This is a genomic window from Olsenella sp. HMSC062G07 (assembly GCF_001811895.1).
Lineage (GTDB): Bacteria > Actinomycetota > Coriobacteriia > Coriobacteriales > Atopobiaceae > Olsenella_F > Olsenella_F massiliensis.
In genome coordinates this window covers 443,165-459,645 of sequence record NZ_KV806951.1, presented here as the reverse complement: position 1 = coordinate 459,645, position 16,481 = coordinate 443,165, and the positions used below count along the sequence as shown (strand labels likewise).

Sequence of the window (16,481 nt, the reverse complement as noted above, 5' to 3'; positions counted from 1 at the left end):
CCGTGCGCCAAGGCGCAACCGTCGCCTCCCGGGCGACGCGGGCGGGGCGCCTAACGACGGGCGTTCTGAAGCTTGCCGATGAGGTGCGTGAGGTCCTGCGCCGCCTCCTCGCTGCCGGAGATGACCAGGACCGTGTCGTTGCCGGCGACGGACCCCTTGACCTCGGGAAGCAGCGCGGCGTCCACCGCGGCGGCCACGCCCGAGGCGGTGCCGGGCTGAGTCTTGATGACGACAAGGTTGTTGGCGATTTCGACGGTCAGCACGAACTCCGACACCATGCGCTGCAGGTGCAGGTCCTCCGCCAGGACATAGATGCCGTCGCTGAGCTTGCGCAGTCCCATGTCGGCGATGTCGCGCGACACGGTCGCCTGCGTGCAGTTGAACCCTATGGCCTGAAGCTCGTCCACGAGCGCCCGCTGGGTCCTGATCGACTTGCCGCGCACGATGTCCCTGATCGCATCCTGCCTGTTATTACGCCTCTTGACCATCGAACGATCCTCTCGAACGCCATCAGGACGAGCCTGAAGGATTCTTGCCATACGCCTGCTCGTAAGGATATCCGATAAGGTATACAATTTGGTGAAAATTACTTCCGTGTTTCGCTCTCTACATGAATACTACATGTGCGCCGCACGGCACAGGCGCATCGTCTGGCCCAGCGGTACGCATACGGCCGGCACAGGCCCTAGTCGGCCTCGCCGGCGTCGAGCCAGCGCCTGCGGCTGAGGAAGTTCCATACCATGACGATGGTGGTGGCGATGAGCTTGGTGGCCGTGATGGCCAGCGGCGAGGCGCCCAGGGCCGTCGTGCCCAGCCACATGCAGAGCTCGTTGATGGCAAGGCCGATGAGAGAGAGGATGACAAAAACCACAAACTCGCCTTGCCGACTGAGGTCGTCGCGCCGGGTGAAGACGTAGCGCATCGAGGCGACGTAGTTGAATATGAGCGAGATGACGAACGAGATGCCCGCCGATAGGACGGGATCCCAGCGCAGGCCCACGGACAGCAGCATGAGGATGCCGTAGTCGATGAAGAACGCGACGAGGCCGACGACGCCAAACTTCAAGAACTGCCTTACGATGCCCCGCACGTCCGCCATGTGGGCCTCCTCTCCGACGATAACGGCGCCCTGTCGCCCTGCCTGGCGCCCGGCCTTATGTCCCAACCCTGCGCCCCAGCCACCAGGGCCCCGAACAGCCGCTGGCTGCCTCGTCGGCACCCAAAGGCCACGCCGCCTGGCGCGGGAGCGTCATAATGCAATAGTATGGAATGGTACGCCTTGGCATGCGCTCCTGACGCATGAATCGACAAGAGGACAGTTCATGGCACGCAATATGGGTAGGCAGGGCCGTCGGCCCAGCGACGGCAACGCACCGTACGTCCCCAGCACGAGGGTCGGCAGGGACGATCCCCGTCGCACCAGCATAGGGTCCCAGTCGCGCGGCGGACGCGGTTCGAGAGCCATCGGTCCGCAGCGTCGCAACTCAAAATACCGCAGCGACCAGAACTACCGAACGATCACGGGCAGGGACACCGGCTACTCCCTGAGGGGGCGCAGCCAGCAGATCAACTTCGACGGGCGCCGGCGCGACCTGCTGGCGCGCTACGGCATATCCAACCGCATGCTGGTCCTCGCCGCCGCCGCCCTCGTGCTCGTACTCATCCTGATCCTGGGCGTGTCCAGCTGCGTGCGGGGCTGCACGGCCAAACAGGCGGCAACGGGCAATGACGACCAGGCATCCACCAACCAGTGGGACGCCCGCGTGGCCGTCGGCGCCTCGCAGGAGCTCACGGGCAAGTTCTCCCCCGCCCTCGACCGCGGCGAGAAGCTCGCCGCCATCGCCAAGAGCGCCGACCAGTACCCTGACCCCCGCATTCCCGAGCTGGCCGTCAACGAGCCCGAGGCCGTCGACTTCGTCAGCGCCTATGCCACGGCGGAGCACAAGCCCACCGACTACGGCCAGCCCAACGACAAGGGCAGCTTCCCCCTGCTGTACGACTGGGACGTGCGCTGGGGCTACGTGGACTACGCGGGCAGCGTCATGGGCGTGACCGGGTCGGGTCCCACGAGCCTTGCGATGGCCTACATGGGACTGACGGGCAAGACGGACAAGACGCCCGCGGCCTTTGCCGCCGACGCCCAGGACAAGGGCTACGGCACCACCGATGACGCATCCACCACCGGCGACCTGTTCACCTACGAGGCCACGCAGCTCGGCCTTGGGTGCAAGGCATACACCAGCCCCTCCGCCGAGACGCTTGAGGACATCCTGTCCGTCAAGGGCGCCGTCGCGATCGTGGGCCTCAAGGCCGGCTTCGACGGCCCCTATGCCCACTGGGCGCTCGTGGTCAGGAAGAACGACGACGGCTCGGTCACGCTGCACGACCCGACCTCGGCCGCCGCGTCGGGCCACAGCTGGAGCGTGGGCACCGTCGCCGCCAACGCCACCTCCTTCTATGCCCTGAGCGGTGATAGCACGTCGGGCTCCTCCGACGCCGCAAAGGACTAGGACGTCGAGGCGCGCGACTCTTTCCTGCGCCCCTCCCGCACACAGTGAGCCCCCGCCGACGTCGGCGGGGGCTCGTGACGCAGGCGGACAATCGCGCGGCGCCCTGGCCTATGAGAGGATCTTCTCGCACGCACCCCTCAGCTCGTCCAGCACCGCCTCGGACGCGGCGCGCGTGGCACCCTTGCTAAAGAGGTATGCCTTGACCTTGGGCTCCGTGCCCGACGGGCGGAAGATGACCTTGTTCTCGCCCGCCAGGCGATACTCGATCACGTTGGCGGGCGGCAGGACCTGCGGGGCCTCCTTCTGCAGGCCCGCCACGCGCGGCATGTCCGCGCCCGTGGCGTAGTCGGTGACACCCTCGACGGCCAGGCCCGCGATCTGGGAGAGCGGCTCGTCACGCAGCCCCTGCATGATGTCCGCCATCCTCCTGGCGCCCTGGGCACCGGGGAACGAGGCATTGACGATGCCGTTGAGGTAGTAGCCATAGCGCTGGTATAGCTCCTCCATGACCTCATAGAGGTCCTTGCCCTGCGCGGCATAGTGAGCCGCCATCTCGACGCACATCTCGACGGCGACGATGGCGTCCTTGTCACGGACGTGCGTGCCGATGAGGTAGCCATAGGACTCCTCGTAGCCCATGAGGAAGCGGTCCTCCTCGCCCGCAGCCTTGAGCTGGTCAATCTGGTCGCCCACGTACTTGAAGCCCGTGAGGACGCGCCTCAGCTCAAAGCCCTGGTCCTTGGCGAGGGCGTCGGGCATGACGGACGAGACGATGGACGTGACGGCCACCTTGCGGCTGACGTCCTCGCCGTTGTCGGCGGCCATCTGCGCAAGCCAGTCCATGAGCAGGACGCCCATCTCGTTGCCGTTGAGGAGCTTGTACGCGCCGTCGTGGGGAATGGCGGTGCCCATGCGGTCGGCGTCAGGGTCGGTGGCGACGACGAGGTTGGGCTTGACCTTCTCGGCGAGGTCGAGGGCGAGCTGGAGCGCCTCGCGAAACTCGGGGTTGGGATAGGTGCAGGTGGGGAAGTTGCCGTCGGGCTCGCTCTGCTCGGGCACCACCGAGACCTTCTCGACCCCGATCTCCTTGAGGATGCGCGTAACGCACTCCATGCCCGTGCCGTTGAGGGGCGTGTAGACGACCGAGTAGGACTCGTCCGCCTTGAAGCCGGGGACGGAGACCTTCTTGACGTTCTCGATGAAGGCGTCAAGCACCTCCTCGGGCGTCCATTCGATGAGTCCCCGCCTGAGGCCCTCCTCAAAGTCCATCATCTTGATGTCGCCGAAGACATCGACGGACTCGATGTTACGGCTGATCTCCGCGGCGGCCTCGTCGGTGATCTGGCCGCCGTTGTCGTTGTAGACCTTGTAGCCGTTGTAGGCCGCGGGGTTGTGGGAGGCCGTCAGCACGATGCCCGCGCTCGTGCCCAGATAGCGCACGGCGAAGGAGAGCGCGGGGACGGGCTCAATGCGGGGGTACACGTACACATGGATGCCGTTGGCAGCAAGCACGCCCGCCGCGACGCGCTGGAAGTCCTCACCCTTGAGGCGGGAGTCGCGCGCGAGCGCAAGGGTCGGCGACTCGTAGTGCTTGTTGAGATAGTCGGCCACGCCCTGGGTCGTCTGGGCCACCACGTGGACGTTCATGCGGTTGGTGCCCACGCCCAGGATGCCGCGCAGGCCGGCCGTGCCAAAGGCGAGGTCGCGATAGAACGCGTCGTTGAGCTTCTCCTCGTCACCCGCCAGGAGCGCGTCGAGCTCCTCCTTGAGGTCAGGCTCCGTCACATGGTCCTTCCACAGCCGGACCTTCTCCTGCGTCTTCTGATCCATGGTCTTCTCCTCCAACGTATGTCGTGGCTGCGGGACGCCCAGCTCCAACCTGACATGTCTGATACTACTTGAAGCTGCGGGGGCGCGGTCAGAGGCCTGGGCGGACGGTCGCGCCCCCTCGGGCTGAGAGGTGCGGCGCCGGCGGGCCTGGCGTGCATCTTGCGGGCGGGCGACTCCCCGAGGTCCAGACGCCTGGGGTCATGGTACCGTACGTAGCAGTCGAAAGGGTGCCATGATGAATGAGAACAGCACGACGGCAAGCGACCACGCGTTCTTCGCCAGCTGCCCCAAGGGCTTCGAGGGCCTGCTCGCGGACGAGCTCAGGTCCCTGGGCACGCCCGGGGTGCGCCCCCTGACGGGACAGGTGGCCTTTCGCGGGAGCGTGCGCGACACCTATCGGGCATGCCTATGGTCGCGCCTCGCCTCGCGTGTGGTGCTCGTCCTGGGCGGCGTGGACGCCCGGGACGCCGACGCGCTGCATGCGGGCGTCTCGTCCCTGGCGTGGGAGGACCAGCTGCCCCAGGGCGCCACGATCGTCGTCGACGCTCACGGCACCAACGCCCAGCTCAGAAACACGCAGTTCGTTGCCATGAGGACCAAGGACGCCATCGCAGACCGCATGATGGTGCGCACGGGCGCGCGCCCCGTGGTCGACGTGGCTCGCCCGGACGTGCGCGTGGTCGTGCGACTCGGACGCGACCGGGCGAGCGTGGGCATCGACCTCTCGGGCGAGGCCCTCTTCAGGCGCGGGTACGAGCGGGACGCCCACGGCGCCGGGCGCGGCGCGAGGGGCCCGCGCCTTGAGGGCCTACGCTGCGACTACGCAGCGGCTCTGCTTGCCACGGCGGGCTGGTTCCGCACGCTGCGTCACCCCCACCCCTGCCTCGTCGCCGCGTTTCCCGGCACGGGCACGCTGCTCGTGGAGGCGGCGGCCCAGGCGCTCGACCGCGCTCCCGGGCTGCTGCGCAGGCGTTGGGGCTTTGAGGGCTGGGCGGGTCATGACGCTCACGCATGGGAGGAGCTGGTGGCGGAGGCGCGCGAGCGCGCCGAGGCGGGCCGGGACGGACTGGCGCCGGAGGCGGACGTCGTGCGTCTCGTCGGCTGTGACACGCGACGCGGGGTGGAGGGGTCGGCTCGGCGGCTCCTGCGTGCGGCCGGCATCGACCTGGAACCTCGGTTCGTGACGCCCGGCGAGCTTGCCGGCGCGGTCGCGGGCTGCGTGCCGACGCTCGTCTGCGACCTCTCCTGGGCGGGCGGGGATGACATGCCGCACGAAGCGGCGGCGCTCTCGCAGCTGGCATCCGTCGCCGCCGCCGTCAACGACGCGCCAGGCGAGGGCGGGGCGGCCGCCCTCGCGCGTGACGCCGTCGTCGACGAGGTCCTGGGACGCAGGCCCTCCACCACAACCGAGGTGATCGTGGGACGAGACGGGGCGGTCCTGCGCGGCTACGGGGCGGCGCGCGGGGCAGACGCTCCGCCGACGCCGCCGACGGCGGAGCTTCCCAACCCTCACGGGGGCGCCGTCCTGAGGCTCCCCGTGCTCGTGGCGGGCTCCGACCAGTTTGCGCGACGCCTGGCGAAGATGGCCCGTCAGAGGGCAAAATGGGCGCGGCGCGAGGACGTGAGCTGCTATCGCGTCTATGACGCCGACCTCCCTGACTATGCCGTTACCATCGACCTCTTCCAGCGGTCGGAGCTCGCGCCCCAGCGCGGGAGCCGGGGGCCCTGGCTGCAGGTGTTCGAGTACGCGGCTCCCAAGGACGTTGACCCCGCCCTCGCCCGCAGGCGACTTTTGGACGTCCTCTCGCTCGCCCCGCACGTCCTGGACGTGAGCCCCGACAACGTGTTTCTGAGAACCCGCGTTCGGGCGCGGGGCGGCTCCCAGTACGCCGCCGAGGCGGCTGAGGGGCGTTACGGGCCGCGCCGGGAACGGCGGGAGGGCAAAGGCTCGTCTCGCATCGAGCTGCCGCGCGGTGCCCACCTGGTCGACGAGGGAGGCCTCACGTTTGAGGTCAACTTTGACCTGCGCCTGGACTGCGGCATCTTCCTGGACCACCGCGACACCCGCGCGCTCGTGCGCGAGATGGCCAAGCAGACTCGAGGGTCCAAGCGCTTCCTCAACCTCTTTGCGTACACGGGAAGCGCGACCTGTTACGCGGCGGACGGCGGCTGCAAGTACACCACGACCGTGGACATGAGCCGACCCTCGCTTGAGTGGGCCCGTCGCAACATGGCGCGCAACGGCTTCGTGGGACGCCAGCACGAGTACGTCCAGGCGGACGTCCTGTCGTGGGTCAACGAGCAGCGCCACAGCAGGAACCGCTGGGACCTCGTGTTCTGCGACGTGCCCACCTTCTCCAACTCAAAGGGCATGCAGGGCAGCTGGGACGTGCAGCGCGACCACGTTGAGCTGCTCATCGACGTGTCCCGGCTCCTCACCCGCGACGGCGTGGCGCTCTTCTCGTGCAACCTCAGGCGCTTCAAGCCCGACGTGGCCGCCCTCGCCAAGGCTGGCGTTGGCGTCGAGGACATCACCGACCGGACGATTCCGGAGGACTTCTCGCGCTCCCCCCAGGTCCATCATTGCTACCTGGTAAGACGAACGACCCAACCCTGACGGTCTGACCGGCCGCCGCGCCGTCTTGATGATGCGCGGCGGCCGTCAGATGGCGGACGCACCGTTGCAGAACACCGCGACAAGCTGATCGCGACGAGACCCCTGCACGAGCGCGATCACTCGGTCGCCCGCCAGCAGCGTCGTGTCACCATGCGGAAGCGTCACCTCATCCCCACGGGCTACGGCAAGGACGAGCACATCTTCCCCAAGCCCAAGCTCTGCCAGGCTGCGCCCGACGGCGGGGGCGCCCTCGCTCACGTCAAGCTCGACCACCGTGCGGTCGCTGGCACCGACGCTCATGAGGGCGTACATGTCGCGCATGTCAAGTCCGTTCCTGATGACGCGCGAGAGAATCTCAGACTGGTCAACAGCGACGTCGACGCCCATCTCACGTGTGAACATCCAGGCATTTTGCGGATTGTTGACGCGCGCGATGACGCGCGCGACGCCATATTCCCTCTTGGCGAGCATGGAGGCGACGATGTTTACCTCGTCTGAGCCCGTGGCGGCGACAAGGGCGGCCGCATCCTGTATGCCCGCAGCCTCAAGAGCGGCCACCTCAGTGCCGCTGCCGGCCACCACATTGAAACGACCGGCCTTCCTTCTGAGACGCGCGAGCGCCGACCTCTCGCATTCCACAAGGCTGACGTCGTCCTCATGTGCCAGAAAGCCCGCAAGATACGAACCCACCTGACCCCCGCCAATGACGATGACCCGCATCGCTACCTCCCCTCCGTCGAAAGATTGAGCCCGACGCCCCAGATTCGCCCGAAGGTCCCCAGGGACCTGCCGTCCACGACGGCCACGACGACGTCACCATGAGCGAGGACTGTGCCCAGGGCGGGAACGCAGGAGCGCCCGTCACGCACAAGGGCGACGACGCCCACCTCGCCCGGCACCGACACCGACTGAACGTTGCACCCCTCAAGGAGGTCGGGAACCTCGACCCTCACTAGCGAGACGTCACCGGGCCCCACCTCTCCTATGACCTCGACCTTATCGTACGAGAGCAGCTGGGTGATGCTCCGCACCCCCCAACCCGTCGTCGATACGGTGCGAATGCCCAGACGGCGATAGGTCTCGGCCTTCTCGGCGTTATACAGGCGAGCTATCACCGTGGGGACATGGAACAAATGCTTTGCGGTATGGGCCACGACGATGTTCGTCTCGTCAGCGGACGTGCAGGCGACGACCGCCGACGCCGACTCGACGCCAGCCTCGCCCAGCACGTCCCGGTCAAAGCCCACGCCCACGACCCTTCGTCCGGAAAAGTCATCCGGAAGCGCGTCGAGGGCTCGCGGGTCTCGGTCGATGACCGTGACTTGGCGCCGCTGCCGCGACAGCGCCAGCGCAAGGCTCAGCCCCAGGCGTCCGACGCCAACAATGATGATGCCCATGACTACCTTCCCTCCTTGACGGGACTCACACAGGGGGCCTGCGCCGTCTGGCTCGGCGCGGGCAGCATCCGGAACAGCCCCTTGCGAGCCTCCTCGATGATGATGACTGCCAGAGGTATGGGCAGAAGCGTCCAAAGGTCCTGCACGCTGACGTAGGTGGTCCCAAACACCGCCTGCAGCGGGGGAAGGGTGATGATAGCGGCAATGATGAGCAGCTCGACCATGACGCCGACGTTGATCTGGCGGTTGGAGAATATGCCGACGGAGAGGAGCGATACCTTGTTTGTCCTGCAATTATATACCTGTCCGACCTGCGCGAAGACGATTGCCGCCAGCGCCATCGTCGTCGCCTGGGCATAGGCGGGGTCAAACGGGTTGACCACGCCGATCATGGGCAGGTTCCCGTCCCACCCCGCCAGCACCTGGGCCCTAAAGAACGCAATCAGCGACATGCCCGCGGCGATGAGACCGTACCACAGGAAGGCGCGCACCAAGAGCCCTCGCGTGAGAAGCGAGCCGTGAGGGTCGCGAGGTGGCTGACTCATGACGTCATCCTGGGGCGGCTCAGTGCCAAGGCCAAGGGCAGGCAGCATGTCAGTCCCCAGGTCGATGGTCAGGATCTGCATAGTCGTGAGAGGAAGGGGCACGGCTCCGCCCGACAGCAGATGGACCGCCGACGGCACCGCCTCGGGCACGTTGGAGTTGAGGATGTAGAGGAGAAACTTCCTGATGTTGGCGTAGACCGCCCTGCCCTCCTCAATGGCATGGACGATGGAGGCAAAGTTGTCGTCCGTCAGAATCATGTCCGCGGCCTCCTTGGCCACGTCCGTGCCGCTGACGCCCATGGCCACGCCAATGTCCGCCTTCTTGAGCGCCGGCGCGTCGTTGACGCCGTCACCCGTAACCGCCACGATTTCGCCCATGGCCTGAAGGCTCTCCACCACGCGCAGCTTTTGCTCGGGTGCCATGCGGGCAAACACCACCTCACCGCCGAGCGCCCGCCGAAGCTCGTCATCACTCATGGACGCCAACTGCGCCCCCGAGATCACCTGAGGTCGCCCGCCGCGGACGATACCGATCTTGCGGGCAATGGAAACGGCGGTCAGCCCGTAGTCGCCCGTGATCATGATGACGCGTATGCCGGCTCGACGGCACTCAGCGACCGCGCGCTCCACCTCCGGGCGAGGGGGATCCTGCATGGCCTCGAGCCCCACGAACGTGAGGTCCCTCTCGATGAGCTGAGGCGTGTACGCGCTCAGGGCGTCGGGAACGCCGTCGTCATCGGACGAGAGGGGCCGATATGCGACGGCAAGGACGCGCAGACCGCGCGCGGAATAGTCATCATAGGCGGCTGTGATGCGTCGGCGCAGGTCATCGTCAAGGTCGATGACCTTGTCAGCCACCCTAAGCCTGGTGGACAGCCTCAGCACCTCGTTAGGGGCGCCCTTCACGAAGGCGACGCGAGAAGCTCCGTCTATCGGCTCGTCCAGCTCATGCACCGTCGTCATTCGCTTGCGCGTCGAGTCAAAGGGCAGCTCCCTGACGCGCGGCATACGCCGCTCAAGGTCCTGCCTGTCCATGCCCGCCTTCTGCGCGCACACGATCAGGCACGCCTCCGTGGGGTCGCCTAGGACCCTCAGGCGCCCATCGTTCTCCTTCGAGGAAATCAGACGGGCGTTGGAGCAGAGGGACCCTCCGGCAAGCAGGAGCCTGAGGCCCTCGTCAGGGGCCGAGCCGCCAGCAAGGTCCGTGGACGAGCAGTCTTCCCTCGTCAAGTCCCCCTGGGACGAGTAGCCGACGCCGGAAACGCGGTAGGAGGACGCCGCCGTCCAGAGCTGACGCACGGTCATCTCGTTCTGGGTAAGGGTTCCCGTCTTATCGGTGCAGATGACACTCGTTGACCCCAGCGCCTCCACGGAAGAGAGCTTCTTGACGAGGGCGTTGCGTCGGCTCATGCGTTGAACCGCCATGGCCAGGGACAGCGTGACGGTCGGCAGCAAACCCTCGGGGATGAACGCCACCACCATGCCCAGCGCGAAGATGAAGGCCTCGGCCGGGCGGCTGCGCACGCAGAAGATGTCAAGCAAAAGAAAGAGCACCCCCATGAGCAGGGCAAAAACCGTGACTTGCTTCGTAAGCTTGTCAAGCTGGCGCTGCAGGGGGCTCTGCTCGTCCCCCACGTCCTGAGTGAGGCTGGCAATCTTGCCAAACTCCGTGGCCATCCCGATGCTCATCACGACCGCCCGCGCGTTGCCGCCGGCGACGGACGTGCCCGCAAAGATGAGGTTTGGGGTCTCGGCGGTCGAGAGCCCCTCCTCAAGGGATGCGTCAGCGCTCTTGCGCACGGGATTGGACTCTCCGGTAAGGGTCGACTGGTCCACGCGAAAGTCGGAACACGAGATGAGGCGGGCATCGGCCGAGATGCGGTCGCCCTCCGCGAGTGACATCACGTCGCCCACGACGAGGTCCTCCGCCAGAATCTCTCGAATCTGACCCTCGCGCACGACGTTGGCTTGGGAGGGAAGCATGCGCTTGAGCGCCTCCGTCGCCTTGCCCGCACGAAACTCCTGCCAGAAGCTGAACAGTCCGTTGATGACGTTCACGAGCCAGACGGCCACGCCAAGCTCCGGCATGCCGGCCAGAAACGCGATTGTACCGGCCGCCCATAGCAGGATGGCCATCAAGTGCACGAAGTTGGACAGGAACTTGAGGAGGGGCGAGGTGCCCCGACGCTCCTCCACGAGGTTCTTCCCGAAGCTCCGCTGGCGCTCGAGGGCCTCCTGGCATCCCAGGCCTTCCGTCGAGCTACGGAGGGCCGTCAGCGCCTCTGCCGACGTCATGCTGCGAATGCGCGCCACGTCCGTCACGATTGATTGACTCACGGCATACCTCCCTGACGGAGTGGGGTCATCCACTCCACGTCGGCATCTACGCCCGACAGAGTATCCGCCTCGTTAAAAAGGCCCCCTAAAGAAACGACTCGGGACATAAAGGGGGGCTAAAGGCACAAGGACGGCACGGGTCAGACGCGATGCCGGGAGGCACGCCGCGGCAGGCGCGGACGCGACTCAAGCGCACGCAATACGGGCCTCAGACGCGGCTCAGACGATAGCCGACGCCAATATGGGTGTGCAGATATTGGGGATTCGAAGGGTCGGGCTCTATCTTGCGCCGCAGCGTACCCATGAAGACCCGCAGCGAGGCGAGGTCGCTCTCCGAGTAGCTCCCCCATACCGCCTGAAGAATGTACTGATGCGTGAGCACTTTATCCACGTTGCGGGCAAGCAGGCAGATAAGCTTGTATTCCAGGGGCGTGAGATGCAGCTCGGCGCCGGACCTCCGGACGACCCCCGCCCCAAAGTCAATGTCGAGCTCACCGTCCGTGAAGAGCGTCTCCTCTCTTGTCGCCGAGGGTTCGCGTCTCCTGAGCACCGCGCGCAAGCGGGCCAGGAGCTCCTCCACCGAAAAGGGCTTCGTCAGGTAGTCGTCAGCGCCCTCATCAAGCGCGTTGACCTTTTCCGAAGCGTCGCCGCGTGCGCTCACGACGATGATGGGCAGATCAGACCAGCTACGAACCTTGCGCAGCACCTCTATGCCGTCGATGTCCGGAAGTCCGAGGTCAAGCAGGATGACGCAGGGGGCGGCAATGGCCGCCTGGGCGATGCCCGCCTTGCCGTTGGGTGCAAGCAGGGCCTCATAGCCCGAGGAGCTCAAGGCCGTGGAGATGAGGTTTCTTACGGAGGGGTCATCCTCGACCACCAGCACGCGGCTCTTCTCACCACTCATGCGCTCTCGACCTCCTGGCTGGCAAGCGTGAACCTGAAGGCCGCCCCCCGCGGAAGGCGATCCTCGACCCAGATGGTACCCCCGTGGGCCTCGACGATGGCCTTGCAGAGCGCAAGGCCCAGGCCGACGCCCCGACGTCCGTCCGGACGTCGGGGGTCGAGGGTGTGAAAGGCCTCGAAGACGGCCTCCTTCTGGGCATCGGGGATGCCGGGGCCCTCGTCGAGCACCGAGACGAGCGCGTCCGTGGCGCCGGGGGCGCGTCCGACGGTCACGCTCACGACGCCACCCGTCGGCGTGTAGGTCAGCGCGTTGTTGATGAGGTTCACGACCACCTGCGTCATCACGCGGGCGTCCAGGCTGCATACGATGACCTCGCTGGGCGGCTCGAAGCGAATCTTGTGGCCCTGGGCGTGGCGCGAGCAGAGCTGGACCGCCTCGAGGATGATGTCATCCAACAGCTCGGGCTCTCGCCGGAAGGCGACGCCGTCGCCCATGCGCGTCATGGTGAGGAGATTCTCGACGACCTCACTGAGCCATGCCGCGTCATCTCGTATGTCTCTGAGCAGGCCGTCTCGATCCCTCTTGCCAACGTCCACGGAACCCGACAGGAGCAGGTCCGCATTGCCGATGATGGCCGTGAGGGGCGTGCGCAGGTCATGCGAGATGGAGCGCAGCAGGACGGACTTGGTTCGCTCGGACTCGGCGCGCACCCGTTCCGCCTCGCGGGCGTCGAGGGCGGCGTTACGCTCAAGAGCGAGTCGCATGTCTCCCGCCACAGCGCGCGCTATGGCGAGCGCCTCGCTGTCCATCCCCCTCGCGGGTGCGGCAAGCCCGATGACCGCAAAGACCTCGCCGCCCCTCAGGACGGGCAGATAGCTTCCTGGGCATTCGGGCAGACGCTCGCAGCCGGCCCCCACGGGCTCTCTCTCACAGAGGGAGAGGCGTGCGGCGTCGACGTCGTCGGGCGGCCGGGACCCTCCCTCCCGAAAAAACGGCCTGGGCGCGCCCAGCTCGCCTCCCTCGCAGGGAAAGATGGCGACGGGGGCCTCGAGCATCCGCGCAAGCTGTTGTCCGCAGGCCTCCACGATCTCCTCTTCGCTGCCGCAGGCCTGCAACAGCCGGCTCGTCTCAAGGAGCCTGCCCGTGCGAACGGATTGGGCCATGGAGAGTTTCAGTAGATCCCTGAAGTTGGCCATATAGAGGCTCATGAGCAGGCCCACGAACAGCAGAAGGAGGTAGACGGCAGGGTAGCCGCTCTCGTCGGACACGAGCGTGAGGCGGGGGCTGACGAAAAAGAAGTCATAGCACGCCACGCATAGGAGAGCGCCGATCACCAGCACGGACCGGCGCGACACCACGAGGCCCATGACGACGATGCCCAAGAGGAACGCCATCGCCTGGGTTATCTGACTCCTGGCGATAACGCCCAGCAGCGCGGCGACGTCACAGGTGCACAGGATGGTCATCAAGGCGGCGAGCGCGTCGAGCGAGAGCCTCCTCGTGGGCAGCCGCGCCCGCCAGTCCGCAACGCGAAGGGGCGGGCGCATCAGGCCGCGCTCAGCCATCCTACCTCCCTACGAGCCGATGTTCAGATACACCAGCACTAGTATGCTCAGCAGCACGAAGGCGATGACCGACGCTCCCAGCAGCGTCGAGGACAGCTTGCCGAGGAACAGGCTGTCCTGGGAGTCGCCATCGTAGTAGCTCTGCTCGCCATAATACTCGTCACCGTCTGTTCCCGCAGGCTTGGCCCACGCATCATACGCACGACGACCGTCAGTCATGTCGTCCTCCTTTCCTAGGAGCCGACCTGTAATCGCCAGTACAGCACACGCAGGATAAAGCCGACGTAAAGCTCATGCCCCCGACATTAACGCGAGCTAAAGGATTCGTGGCATCCCGGGCGCCGCATGGCTAAACTAGGGGTGCTGGCGCCGCCGGCCGGCCTGGGGCCGGGCGCGGCGCATGACGTTTGTCCCGCTCGACGAAACGGATGCTATGAACACGAAGACTACGGCACAGACCGCCGGCGACACGGCCGCCGCGAGCCGGCGCACGAGGCTCAGGCGCGCCGGCATCCCCCTCTCCGCAGGCATGATGCTCGTGACCCTTGGCGTGGTGTACGGCGACATCGGCACGAGCCCCATGTACACGCTCAAGGCCATCGTGTCGGGCAACGGCGGCCTGGCCACCATGGGCGAGGACGCCGTGCTCGGCGCCCTCTCGCTGATCATATGGACCCTCACGCTCATCACGACCGTCAAGTACGTCCTCGTGGCCATGAAGGCGGACAACCATAACGAGGGCGGAATCTTTGCCCTGTACAGCCTCGTCAAGCGCTGCGCCCGATGGCTCATTCTCCCCGCCATGATCGGCGGGGCGGCGCTTTTGGCGGACGGCATCCTGACGCCCGCGGTCACGGTGACCACCGCCATCGAGGGCCTCAGGACCATCGACGCCGTCCATCAGGTTATCGGCGACAACCAGCGCATCGTCATCATCGTCACCGTCACGATCCTCTGCGCGCTGTTTTTGATCCAGCGCGCCGGCACCTCCACGATCGGCCGGCTCTTTGGCCCGATCATGACCCTGTGGTTCCTCTACCTGGGGGCGACGGGCCTCATGAACGTCGGGGGCAACCTCAGCGTGCTGCGCGCCCTCAACCCCCTGCGCGGCCTCACCTTCCTCTTTGACGGGAGCATAAACGCGGCCGGCGTGATGGTGCTGGGCAACGTCTTCCTCTGCACCACCGGCGCGGAGGCCCTCTATTCCGACATGGGCCACGTGGGCAAGGCCAACATCTACGGCACCTGGCCCTTCGTCAAGCTCTGCCTCATCTTCAACTACCTGGGACAGGGCGCCTGGATCCTCGTGAACCAGCACAGCCAAGAGCTCGCGCGCATCGAGGACCTCAACCCGTTCTTTGAGATGATCCCCGCGAACTTCCGCGTCCTCGCCGTCGTGCTCTCCACCCTCGCCGCCATCATCGCCTCGCAGGCGCTCATCACCGGCTCGTACTCCATCGTCTCGGAGGCCATCAGGCTTGACCTCCTGCCTCACATGAAGATCATCTATCCCTCCGAGACGCGCGGGCAGATCTACATTCCGCTCGTCAACTCCATCATGTGGATAGCCTGCATCTTCGTGGTGCTCCTCTTTCGGCGCTCGAGCGCCATGGAGGCCGCCTATGGCCTGGCCATCACGGTGACCATGCTCATGACCACGATGCTGCTCTTTGCCTACCTCTCGCACAACCGCAAGAAGACCGCCTTCGCCGTCGTCTTCGCGTGCGTCTTCGGCGCCATCGAGCTCATGTTCTTCTTCTCGAGCCTCACCAAGTTCTTCCACGGCGGCTGGTTCACCGTTCTCATGGCGACGCTCATCTTTGTCGTCATGTACATCTGGCGGCGCGGCACGGCCATAGAGCACACCCAGTCGGTGTATCTGCCCGTGGCTCGCTACCTTGACCAGCTCAAGGCTCTCTCGCATGACACCGACTTTCCCTACACGGCCGACAACCTGGTCTTTTTGACCAACGACTCCTCTCATGACAAGCTTGACCGCGACATCCTCTATTCCATCCTGGACAAGCAGCCCAAGCGCGCGCGGGCGTACTACTTCCTCAACATCAAGGTCACGAACGAGCCGTACACGCACGAGTTCATCGTCAACGACTTTGGGACCAACTTCGTCTTCAAGGTTCAGCTGCGCCTGGGCTTCCGCGTCAACCAGCGCGTCAACACCTACCTGTACCAGATCGTCGCGGACCTCATGCAGCACAACAACCTCGAGCCGCAGGACCACAAGTACTCGATCTACCGCAACCGCGGCAGGGTGGGCGACTTCCGCTTCTGCCTGATTCGCAAGATGCTCTCCCCCGAGTCGGACATCTCGGGCTTCAACGCCAACGTCATCGGCGCCAAGTACTTCATCCGCCGCTTTGCCGGGTCGCCGGCGCGCTGGTACGGCCTGGAGAACTCGAGCATCATCTTTGAGTACGTGCCCCTGTTCGGGCGCACGAAACGTCAGCACCGTCTCAGGCGCGTCAGCGGGCAGCAAGAGCAGGAGCAGGCCCTGCACGCGGCGGCGACGAACGAGAGCATGGAAGGCGACGACGAGGACATCTTCTCGGCCGACATGCAGGCCGAGCTCCAGGAGTCCGTCGTCGAGGTCGAACACGAGCTCGTGGGCGGCGACACGGCGAGCTTCAAGCCCCTGCGCATTGACGATGACGAGATTGACGCGACGGTCGCGGGCGGAGGCCTCATGGACGAGGCGGACGGCGCACGAGACGGCAAGAACTAGGACGACGCGTGTCGGACGGCGGCGGTCTCTCCGCCG

At 66.0% G+C, this 16,481-nt stretch carries 12 protein-coding genes; 3 read left to right on the top strand and 9 right to left on the bottom strand.

All coding sequences use genetic code 11. The features are described 5' to 3' along the window. Positions 1 to 50 precede the first annotated feature (50 nt). Both HMPREF2826_RS05285 and HMPREF2826_RS05280 read right to left on the bottom strand, forming a co-directional pair. Positions 51 to 488: an arginine repressor gene (locus tag HMPREF2826_RS05285; RefSeq protein ID WP_058271216.1), complete on the bottom strand. Its 438-nt coding sequence runs from the start codon at positions 486 to 488 to the stop codon at positions 51 to 53. A gap of 197 nt (positions 489 to 685) precedes the next feature. Continuing rightward, complete coding sequence (locus HMPREF2826_RS05280) at positions 686 to 1,099, bottom strand: GtrA family protein (RefSeq protein ID WP_246824696.1); 414 nt, start codon at positions 1,097 to 1,099, stop codon at positions 686 to 688. A gap of 223 nt (positions 1,100 to 1,322) precedes the next feature. On the opposite strand from HMPREF2826_RS05280, the gene HMPREF2826_RS05275 reads away from it, so the two are divergent. Continuing rightward, positions 1,323 to 2,510, top strand: coding sequence for a cysteine peptidase family C39 domain-containing protein (locus HMPREF2826_RS05275; RefSeq protein ID WP_083307281.1), 1,188 nt, complete (start codon positions 1,323 to 1,325; stop codon positions 2,508 to 2,510). Positions 2,511 to 2,618: 108 nt separating this feature from the next. Here the strand turns inward: HMPREF2826_RS05275 and HMPREF2826_RS05270 are convergent, their stop codons facing one another. Beyond that, a complete protein-coding gene (locus HMPREF2826_RS05270; protein ID WP_070639812.1) occupies positions 2,619 to 4,340 on the bottom strand; it encodes a phospho-sugar mutase in 1,722 nt (573 codons plus the stop codon). A gap of 235 nt (positions 4,341 to 4,575) precedes the next feature. On the opposite strand from HMPREF2826_RS05270, the gene rlmKL reads away from it, so the two are divergent. Beyond that, complete coding sequence (rlmKL, locus tag HMPREF2826_RS05265; RefSeq protein ID WP_070639809.1) at positions 4,576 to 6,957, top strand: bifunctional 23S rRNA (guanine(2069)-N(7))-methyltransferase RlmK/23S rRNA (guanine(2445)-N(2))-methyltransferase RlmL; 2,382 nt, start codon at positions 4,576 to 4,578, stop codon at positions 6,955 to 6,957. A gap of 45 nt (positions 6,958 to 7,002) precedes the next feature. On the opposite strand, the gene HMPREF2826_RS05260 is transcribed toward rlmKL, so the two are convergent. From HMPREF2826_RS05260 to HMPREF2826_RS05235, 6 genes are all read right to left on the bottom strand, one after another. After that, a complete protein-coding gene (locus HMPREF2826_RS05260; RefSeq protein ID WP_070639807.1) occupies positions 7,003 to 7,677 on the bottom strand; it encodes a potassium channel family protein in 675 nt (224 codons plus the stop codon). A gap of 2 nt (positions 7,678 to 7,679) precedes the next feature. Beyond that, positions 7,680 to 8,354: a potassium channel family protein gene (locus tag HMPREF2826_RS05255; RefSeq protein WP_070639805.1), complete on the bottom strand. Its 675-nt coding sequence runs from the start codon at positions 8,352 to 8,354 to the stop codon at positions 7,680 to 7,682. Between the two features lie 2 nt (positions 8,355 to 8,356). Then, a complete protein-coding gene (locus HMPREF2826_RS05250) occupies positions 8,357 to 11,236 on the bottom strand; it encodes a cation-translocating P-type ATPase (protein ID WP_210388975.1) in 2,880 nt (959 codons plus the stop codon). A gap of 208 nt (positions 11,237 to 11,444) precedes the next feature. Beyond that, entirely contained in the window at positions 11,445 to 12,140 is a 696-nt protein-coding gene (locus HMPREF2826_RS05245; protein ID WP_070639803.1) for a response regulator, read from the bottom strand. After that, positions 12,137 to 13,705 carry an ATP-binding protein gene (locus tag HMPREF2826_RS05240; RefSeq protein ID WP_070639802.1) on the bottom strand — a complete coding sequence of 523 codons (1,569 nt, stop codon included), beginning with the start codon at positions 13,703 to 13,705 and terminating at the stop codon, positions 12,137 to 12,139. The genes HMPREF2826_RS05245 and HMPREF2826_RS05240 overlap by 4 nt, the downstream gene beginning before the upstream one ends. 9 nt (positions 13,706 to 13,714) lie before the next feature. After that, complete coding sequence (locus HMPREF2826_RS05235) at positions 13,715 to 13,924, bottom strand: hypothetical protein (RefSeq protein WP_070639799.1); 210 nt, start codon at positions 13,922 to 13,924, stop codon at positions 13,715 to 13,717. A 214-nt stretch (positions 13,925 to 14,138) separates the two neighbouring features. Between HMPREF2826_RS05235 and HMPREF2826_RS05230 the strand changes: the two genes are divergently transcribed. Continuing rightward, the gene (locus tag HMPREF2826_RS05230; protein WP_070639797.1) at positions 14,139 to 16,445 is read left to right on the top strand and encodes a KUP/HAK/KT family potassium transporter; all 2,307 of its coding nucleotides are present in this window, start codon (positions 14,139 to 14,141) and stop codon (positions 16,443 to 16,445) included. Positions 16,446 to 16,481: the final 36 nt, after the last annotated feature.

Excerpts from the sequence above, each read along its gene's own strand:
- HMPREF2826_RS05285 (WP_058271216.1), bottom strand. The coding sequence starts at position 488 with ATGGTCAAGAGGCGTAATAACAGGCAGGATGCGATCAGGGACATCGTG.
- HMPREF2826_RS05255 (WP_070639805.1), bottom strand. The coding sequence starts at position 8,354 with ATGGGCATCATCATTGTTGGCGTCGGACGCCTGGGGCTGAGCCTTGCG.
- HMPREF2826_RS05235 (WP_070639799.1), bottom strand. The coding sequence starts at position 13,924 with ATGACTGACGGTCGTCGTGCGTATGATGCGTGGGCCAAGCCTGCGGGA.
- HMPREF2826_RS05245 (WP_070639803.1), bottom strand. The coding sequence starts at position 12,140 with ATGAGTGGTGAGAAGAGCCGCGTGCTGGTGGTCGAGGATGACCCCTCC.
- HMPREF2826_RS05280 (WP_246824696.1), bottom strand. The coding sequence starts at position 1,099 with ATGGCGGACGTGCGGGGCATCGTAAGGCAGTTCTTGAAGTTTGGCGTC.
- HMPREF2826_RS05230 (WP_070639797.1), top strand. The coding sequence starts at position 14,139 with ATGAACACGAAGACTACGGCACAGACCGCCGGCGACACGGCCGCCGCG.
- rlmKL (WP_070639809.1), top strand. The coding sequence starts at position 4,576 with ATGAATGAGAACAGCACGACGGCAAGCGACCACGCGTTCTTCGCCAGC.
- HMPREF2826_RS05260 (WP_070639807.1), bottom strand. The coding sequence starts at position 7,677 with ATGCGGGTCATCGTCATTGGCGGGGGTCAGGTGGGTTCGTATCTTGCG.
- HMPREF2826_RS05240 (WP_070639802.1), bottom strand. The coding sequence starts at position 13,705 with ATGGCTGAGCGCGGCCTGATGCGCCCGCCCCTTCGCGTTGCGGACTGG.
- HMPREF2826_RS05275 (WP_083307281.1), top strand. The coding sequence starts at position 1,323 with ATGGCACGCAATATGGGTAGGCAGGGCCGTCGGCCCAGCGACGGCAAC.
- HMPREF2826_RS05270 (WP_070639812.1), bottom strand. The coding sequence starts at position 4,340 with ATGGATCAGAAGACGCAGGAGAAGGTCCGGCTGTGGAAGGACCATGTG.